The organism is Micromonospora sp. I033 (assembly GCF_053890995.1).
Genome location: NZ_JBSSLX010000246.1, coordinates 1 through 7,798 on the forward strand (window position 1 = coordinate 1; position 7,798 = coordinate 7,798).

The following is a 7,798-nucleotide window of genomic DNA, read 5'->3' on the forward strand; positions in this document are numbered from 1 at the left end:
GACCGCGGAACAGGCAACTCGGTGCGGTGCTGCCGGTGCCCGAGGACCGATCACCGGCTGACGTACCGGTCACCCGCAGCCAGACCCACCCGGCCTGTACGTCACGCACGGCCGGCGCTGATCATCTGGCCGCACCGCGAGCAGTCCGCGCGGCACCTGGGAGTTCCCGGTCCGTCGCGGCGGATTGCCCACCCGCTTCGACACCTCAACCTCAATTCGGTCCGCCACGGGCGGCGCTCGCCGACGGCGCCGCTGCGAACATGCGAAAGGAAATGTCATGGAACCCGTTCCGGAACACGACGTCGAGTGCGAGGGCGACGCTGAAATCAGCGTCGGCGATCCGGTCCTCGGCAAGTCACGGCTGTTGTCACGGCGGTGCGACACCTGCGTCTTCGCCCCCGGCAACCGGATGCACCTCGCCCCCGGCCGGCTGCGCGACCTCGTTACCGAAGCCCGCCAGCGCGAAGCCTTCATCGTCTGCCCATCAAACACTGCCGCACTACGGTCGGCCAAAGGCCGAGCCGGCAATCTGTCGCGGGTTCGCAGACCGCTACCGCACCCAATCGCTGCAACTGATCGAACGGCTCTTCGGCTTTGTCGAGGTCGACCCGCCACAATCAGCCGAGACCAGACCCGCGGCAGGGCGTTGACCGCCGTTGAACTACGAGACCCCGTCTCGCCTGCCACCCAGGGCTATCGCCTGTCGGTGCAGGCCCGCTGCGGCTACCGAGGTGCCGACCAGTGCTCCGTCATGGGTAGCTCATTCCGCTGAAGAGGTGCTGCCGATCCTCATGCTCATCTGGGACGATTGCCGTATGCGCCTCGACTGGCTCCGCACTCGCTGGCTCAACATTGCTCTCGGCCTTACGATTGGCGCCATCGTGGGGCTGGCGGTCTACCTGGGCAGCCGATTGACCGGGCCAGCCCTCTTTGCGCTCTGCGGCACGACGGCGGGCGGGGTCGGCGCGGTGGTGGCATCCGGCTACTCTCGCTTCTTCCAGCTTGCGGAAGTTACCGTCACGGTGCCTCAGTTCAGCGAGCTCCGATTCGCCGTCACACGGGACAACAAGCAGGTCGCGTGGCGGCTGTTCCTCGAGGCGGTTACCCGGGTCTCCGGCCAGCCATTGGCGACCGGCACCGGCCTGCTCAGAGAAGCCCTGAGCTCGCTGTACCAGCTGTTCGGCATCACCAGGGAAGTACTGGGCCAGGCGACGCCCTCGGCGCGCGCGCCCGGACGTCCTACCGTCGAGCACCTGGCAATCGCGATGCTCAACAACGAGCTCCGGCCATTCTTGTCCAAGTGGCATCCGCGCCTGCGCCAGTGGGAGCGGTCTCACCCCGAAGATCTCGAGTCTGAGTGGCCCGAGGATGCGGAGTGCCGCGCTGAGCTGGCAGCGATGCAGCGCCGGTTAGTGCGGTATGTTGAGGGCTTTGGTGAGCTCGCTCAGGTGCCCAGCCTCAAGGACGTAATGCAGGGCGTCCTTGATGGTGCCCTGGTCATGCCTGGCCAGGCGGAGCGCCGTTTCTCGGCGTCCAGCCCTCAGCGTCGGCCTACAGGTTCCGGGGCAGCGTAAGGTTCTGCGGGGTCACTCTCCCGGCACATGGTGCCATTCCTCCTCCGCCAGGTCACGGCCGGCCGCGTCGCCCCACTCGTCGGGTGACAGCTTCAGCGGACCAGCAGGCCGTGCTTGTCGACCGGCGGATGTATGACTCGGTCAGGACGACCAGAGCCGCGCCGCCAGCGGAGATCGCCATACCGCTCATCGGGCCAGGAACGTCTGCTGGCACACCTGGTCACCCGAGCCCGAACCACCGCCCACCTCAGTCCATAGTGATGGTGGCGACGCCGACATCAATACCGGGCCCAGATCAGCCCCTGTAGCGAAGACTCCGCTCCGCGAAGGGCGGCTGCAGTACTAAGGGACGTCTCGTAACGGGGTGGAGGCGTTGCCCGGCGCGGGACCGGTGGTCAGCCAGCAAGGATGATATTGTGGAGGTTGGCGATGCCGGAAGCGGCGTCGGTCAGTGTGTGGGCGGCGCGGCGGTAGTCGCGCAGGATCTTGAAGCACTTCATCCTGGCCAAAGCGTGTTCGACCCCTGCCCGGACGGTTCGGTGTTCGACGTTGGGGGTTCGCTTCCAGTCCGGCAGGTCGCTGTCGTCGGTGGGCTTGCGGTACGGGATGATCACTTCGGGGTTGCCGCGGTCGCCGCCGTCGGCCATCACCGGCCGTCCGGCGAGCTTCTGGTCGATTTCTGAGGTGCGGTAGACGATGGTGTCGTTGCGGTTGCCCGGCTGTGGGTCGCCGACGGCGATGACCAGGCGGGTGCTGGCGTCGATGGCAACCTGCAGGTTCGTCGAGTACCGGTAGTTCATGCTCCGGGCGGCCAAGCGCTGATCGCGGGTGAAAATCAGGGTGCCGTCGACGATGGCGATCTGGTCGACCGGGCGCCGGCGCACCGGCGCCAGGGCCAGCAGCGGGCCGAGGGTGTCGATGACCCGGTGCGCAGCCGAGTGCGACACCCCGAACAGCGAACCGATCTGCCGCATGGTCAGGTTCGTGCGCCAGTACGCGGCGACCAGCAGCACCCGATCAGGCAGTTCCAGAGCCCACTGCCGGCCCGGCCGGCCGTCAGCGATGGCGTCACCGCCACGCTCGGCGACCAGGCGGACCAGCCTGCGGACCTGGCCGGTTGCAGTCCCGTCAATGGGAAGATCCAGTCAGGGTGGGCCGCGGTGATCACCTGCACCCAGGCATACTGACCGACCGTCCTGGGAAGACAGACACCGGGGTTACGACCGTCCCTTAGTCGTCCCTGTTGTTGCGTGCCGGGCAGGCGGCGCTCGTTGGTCAGCCGGATTCATCGGCGACCGGTCCGACTATCGGCATATTTGGTAGGGTTCGCCACCCGTCGATTAACGAGGTCCGCTCGACCGGTCGGACGATGTGATCATGAACGCAAAATACCTACGGTTGACCAACCACTTGGGACCTTGAACAACCGGGCTGACCACTCGCCACTCATGACTCGGGGGTGAACGTGGAAGCGATCTTGGATTTTGTGATTCATGGCGAAAACCTTCCGGGCGACATGATCGACACGGACTCCATGGGCAGCGCCCTCACACGCTTGGAACAGCAACTTCAACAGCGCGGCTACGACTGGAAGCGTGTCTCGTTGCTGGTTCTGGCCAACTCAAAGATGGTCGGCGGCCGCAAGGATCAGATTGATTCTGACTCCGGTGTCCGGGATGGTCTGATGGACTTCTGCGCAGCGAGGGGATGGCACCCATCTCTGATCGGCGCCAGTGTCCACTCTTCCTTCTTTCAGAGCCGCGCCGCCGCGGAGGATGACATTCATGACGGCATCCTGCTGATTGCGGTGATCAGCGCCGTATTTCCGAAGCTGCCGGTGTCCTGTAACATAAGCCAGAAGGGGCCGGGACGCAAGAACACGGCGAGGCAAGTTGTCGAGGAATGCGTGACCCAGTATCGCCGACAACTGCAGGCGACATACGGCATCGATTGGACGTCGGAGCAGATATTCGAGTCCTCCACGGGCCTCCTCTTCACTTCGGGCAGCGGACATGTCGAGCGATCCGGCCATACGGCCAGGGAGTTCATCGACTTCTCCGACTGCTACGCCCTCGGGCAGGAACTGCTGGAGGTGTCCGAGGAAGCAAGGGTCATCGGAGGGTGCGCGTCCAACCGCACGAGTAACCTGTTCCAGACGATCTACTACTCCGTCGAGGTCGGCGGCACCACTTCCTACAGGTTCTCCTACAACCACTGCGCGGTGGTCGCCCTCCTTCCCTACATGACACCGCGGTTCCTGCTGCTGCACCCCTTCGACTACGCACAGGATGCGACGCCGCTACGGATCGAATGGGATCGCAAGGATGAGTACGCAGACGGCCGCTACTACTACATTAGGACCATCAACGGAGAACCACCGGTCGAGTTCCTGTCGCGCTACTGGGACCTCACCCGGGAGGAACTCGACGCCATGGAGGAGAAGAAGACCCCGATCCCCACGGAGCCGAAGTCGTATCGGTACACCATCGGGTCGTCCAAGCACAGGAACGACAGAAGTATCTGGCCGAACGTCCCCGTGTGGTTCGAACGTGTGGGCGATCAGGTCATGCTGCGGGTGGTTCGGGCCGAGGCGCACGACAGCAACTATTTCCTGATGGTTATGGGCAACGAGCCCAGTCGGGCCGGCATCGACGCGATCCAACGGAACTGCGCGGACTTGGCAAATTACTTTCAGAGCACGACCAACCGGACGGCTACAGTTCTGTCCTTCGACTGCGAGAGCCGGAAATATCTGTTGAACTCGCAGGGCAGCAATCTCGAGGCGAAGTCGATGGCTCAAATGCTGCCGGATCTGGCCCAAGTAGTGGGAATCTACGTCAATGGAGAATACTCGGTCGGCTCGAAGAAGTCCATCGGATACCACAACTTTTCGCAAATCAGTGCCATTGTCGCCGAGCGCCCGACGAGCGAGCTTCCATCCGTAATCAAGGACCGGATGCGACCAAGCTCCAGTATCAAACTGTTCGTCTCCCATGCCAGCCGAGACAAGGAGCTGGTCAAGAAGATCGTCCTGAACATGGGCGAGGGTATTCCGAAGATCGAGAAATGGATGGACGAATACGAGATACCGACCGGGGCGCACCTGGAGCGGGAGATCAGCAGGGCGATCAACGACGCGGAGACGAGTTTCGTACTGGCCTTCGTCAGCTCGTCGGCACTCAGGTCTAACTGGGTCCGCGATGAGCTCGACTGGGCGATCGCGGAGCAGCAGCGGCGCCGTAGGACGTACGTGCTACCTGTGCTGCTGGACGATGTTCGCGACGAATTGGCTTCCGCCTGGCCCGAGCGTCATGTCGAGTACCTCATGGCACACAAGTACCTCGTGCTCAGAGAGTACTCCGACGACGCCGTGGAGGCGTTCTCGAGAAAGTTGGCTCAGGACCTCAAGCTGCTGCTCACCCCGTAGCAGGAAGGGATCGTTGTTACACGGACGGGTCCCAGGCGATGAGCTGATCGAAGATGCGACGGTTGCCTTCGAGCTTCAGGGAATCCAGCGGTATGCGGCCGTAGAACATCAGGACTAGGTTACTGGCCGTGCCCCGGGCGGAGGCGTCGGCCGTGTCCAGGGCCTCGCCGGCAGCGGGCTCGCCGAGGCGGGCGACCCGTGCCCCGTTGCGGGACAGCCGGAGGCGCCAGGAGCGGCCCTCGGTGGCGTGATAATCGACGACGGCGGGTTGGTGTGGCCAGGCGGCCGTCGTTGCGCAGAGGGTGAACTGGCAGTCGTCGAAACGGTCGAGGGCGACCTCGTCTGACAGCGACTGCGGGGCACCCACGGTGAGCTGGGCATCATAGGTGTGCACCGCGATCTCGGGGACCTGCCGCCGCGCCCAGGCGCCAGAGGTTTGCGGTGACGGCGAGTCACCCCACCACGTCCAACAACCGCGGTCAGGATGATGTTGAAGATCACGTACGACCCTTTGGCTCCAAGGTCCGTCGCCGATCGGATCGTTACCGGGGAGGAACACCGCTACCACGTGCGACACTACGAAAAGCATCAGCCACGCGAACGTGTCGTACGCCCAACGAGGGCTGGCGTGAACTCTCATACCACCAAGATCGTCGGCTCTGCTGCCATGACGCCTCCCATCTCGAGGGAATTCATCTCCCCCACTAGAGGGAGGATCGAATCCTCGGGCACACCCAACCTGGCGTGAGGGACCGCGACCAGCGGCATGCGCACCGAACCGATGGCCTAGTGCCCGCGGGGACGAGTCGGATTGCGACGCCGACCACGGTGAACATGCTCAATTCGGCTACAGCGGATGCGCTGCACCGTCGACGCCACATCGCTGGTGAAGGCACCTTCAAGACCGCCGCCGGTTGGGCAAAATACTGGCCTCACGTCATCGCATCTTCGGTGCGCCCGCAGGCTGTGCACGTTCAACTGGGGGCAGCATGTGCGATGAGCTGTGCGCGGACAGGTGTCAGCGAGGGCGGTTAGCGAGGTGCGCGTTGACGTGTGGCGCGCCGTTGCTAGTCGGTAATGGCCAGTGGCGGCGGACGGTGCGTTCGGACCGGCCGATTCGGGCGGCGATTTCGGCCGGGTGAAGGGTGGGGTCGCGGCGCCGCCAGTAGGCGACGGCTGGGGCGGTGTCGGTCGGCGCGTCGCCTGGGTTTGTCTCCCACGCTGCCTGCGGCAGCCTCGGCCCGCTCGCACCGTCGTTGTTCGTACGTCGTGGCTGCGGGGCGTTGTTTGGTCGTGCCGGCGGCGTGTCTTGAGCCAGTTGGGGGTGCGTGTCGCCGCGCCGTGATCGAGTGCGGGTCGCGGGGATGACGGTCTTGGCCGGTGATTTTTCGGCCGAGGGTGAAAGTGTTAGCGCTGCGCCCGGTGCTGTTCCGAGCGTCGCGGCGTGGATTCTGGCGGTGATCTCGACGAGGCTGACGCTGGCGACGATGACGAGCCCGTCAACCGAGATGGGCAGCAGATAGGCGGCGCCATGTTCGGTCTCCCCGTAGCGGGCAGCGACGCCGACGAGGTGCCAGTAGCTCACCCAGGTGGCGATGGCGGCGATGACGGCGGTCGCGGCGAGGCGGATGGCGCGGAGCAGGCGGCGGTGGTGGGGCGCGCGGGAGATCAGCTCGACGGTGAGCAGCAGGGCCAGAGGCGGCCACGCGGCGATGATTTGGCTTATCGGGTTCGGGCGCGCGTGCAACACGTTCGCGGCCACTGACGCTACGACGCCGAGGGCGAGGCTTGCCCGTACCGCCCACCGCAGTCGCTGCAGTTGGTCGGTGGCGTCACCAGCCAGTGCGTTCGGTGAGTCATCACTGCTGGAGGTGAGCGTGGCGTTCGCGGTCATTCGACGCCTCCCTCGGTGTTGAGCAGACGGCGGTTGCAGGAGGCACTGCCGTGGCGGCGCAGGTCGGCAATGAGCCGGTCTGCGAGGGCGAGGGTTTCGTCGCTGGGTTCGGCGTCGATGTCGTTGAGCCGGCGTGCCAGGGTTCGGCGCAGCATCCGGATGCCCTCGACATCGCCGAGGTCTGCGCGGGATCGCATCGCTGCCTGGTACAGGTCTTCGTGGTGCGGGTTGTGGGTGATGGCGGCGTCGAGGACGGCCAGTTGTTGCGCGGGTTGTCCTGCGAGGGTGTCGGCGAGGGCGAGATGCGCGTCGAGGGCTTCCTGGCGTATTGCCTCCCTGTAGGGCTCGATCCATTCGTAGTCGCAGCCGTCGGCGAGGGATCCGGTGTAGGCGTCGACTGCTCGGCGTAGCGCGGCGGCCCGGGTTTGTGGGTCGGTGGCCTGTGCGGCGTCGCGGATGGCTGTGCGCATGCGCCACCGGTCGATGTCGAGCAGGTCTCGGTTGAGGACGTAGCGGTGGTCGGGGTGGGTGACGTGTCCTGCGGATCTGCCGGCGTGGCGTAAAACGGCGCGTAGTCCGGAGACGTAGGTGTAGAGCCGGCCGGCGGCTTTGCTGGTTGGGGCGTCGGGCAGCAGGTCGTCGAGGATCGCCTCGGTGGAGGCGGCGCCGTCGTGCACCGCCAGGTACACCAGCAGCTCGAGGGATTTGGCGCGTGGTGTGCGGTTCGGGTCTGCGCCGACGACGGCGGGTGCGCCCAGCACTTGGACCCGCACTCGCTTGCCGTCCTCCGGGTCGCTGCCCCTTTCGCTGGTTGCCTGATCTGGCGCCTCCGAGTCCTCAGGGGGCTTGGATGCTGGGACGGCGGGGCTGTCCTGGTGCGCGTCTTCTGGCACGGCAGCGGTG

The 7,798-nt window shown here is 65.2% G+C and carries 6 protein-coding genes and 1 pseudogene; 3 read left to right on the forward strand and 4 right to left on the reverse strand.

Going from position 1 to position 7,798, the window contains the following annotated elements:
- The first annotated feature begins 277 nt into the window (after positions 1-277).
- On the forward strand, positions 278-772 hold the full coding sequence (locus tag ACW0Q9_RS27000) for a hypothetical protein (RefSeq protein WP_456185996.1): 495 nt from the start codon (positions 278-280) through the stop codon (positions 770-772).
- A gap of 4 nt (positions 773-776) precedes the next feature.
- Complete coding sequence (locus ACW0Q9_RS27005; protein ID WP_456185998.1) at positions 777-1,574, forward strand: hypothetical protein; 798 nt, start codon at positions 777-779, stop codon at positions 1,572-1,574.
- A 395-nt stretch (positions 1,575-1,969) separates the two neighbouring features.
- On the opposite strand, the pseudogene ACW0Q9_RS27010 reads toward ACW0Q9_RS27005, so the two are convergent.
- A pseudogene (locus ACW0Q9_RS27010) lies at positions 1,970-2,748 on the reverse strand (transposase family protein).
- A 285-nt stretch (positions 2,749-3,033) separates the two neighbouring features.
- Between ACW0Q9_RS27010 and ACW0Q9_RS27015 the strand changes: the two are divergent.
- The gene (locus ACW0Q9_RS27015; protein WP_456186000.1) at positions 3,034-5,001 is read left to right on the forward strand and encodes a toll/interleukin-1 receptor domain-containing protein; all 1,968 of its coding nucleotides are present in this window, start codon (positions 3,034-3,036) and stop codon (positions 4,999-5,001) included.
- Between the two features lie 16 nt (positions 5,002-5,017).
- On the opposite strand, the gene ACW0Q9_RS27020 is transcribed toward ACW0Q9_RS27015, so the two are convergent.
- The 3 genes from ACW0Q9_RS27020 to ACW0Q9_RS27030 form a co-directional block, all read right to left on the reverse strand.
- Entirely contained in the window at positions 5,018-5,578 is a 561-nt protein-coding gene (locus tag ACW0Q9_RS27020) for a maleylpyruvate isomerase N-terminal domain-containing protein (RefSeq protein ID WP_456186002.1), read from the reverse strand.
- 441 nt (positions 5,579-6,019) lie between these two features.
- Complete coding sequence (locus ACW0Q9_RS27025; protein ID WP_456186004.1) at positions 6,020-6,895, reverse strand: DUF2637 domain-containing protein; 876 nt, start codon at positions 6,893-6,895, stop codon at positions 6,020-6,022.
- Positions 6,892-7,798 (reverse strand): AfsR/SARP family transcriptional regulator (locus tag ACW0Q9_RS27030; RefSeq protein ID WP_456186006.1); only part of this gene is annotated, 907 nt, incomplete at its 5' end. The genes ACW0Q9_RS27030 and ACW0Q9_RS27025, both read right to left, overlap by 4 nt.

Bases quoted from the DNA above. Each gene is read 5' to 3' on its own strand.
- ACW0Q9_RS27025 (WP_456186004.1), bottom strand. From the start codon at position 6,895: ATGACCGCGAACGCCACGCTCACCTCCAGCAGTGATGACTCACCGAAC.
- ACW0Q9_RS27000 (WP_456185996.1), top strand. From the start codon at position 278: ATGGAACCCGTTCCGGAACACGACGTCGAGTGCGAGGGCGACGCTGAA.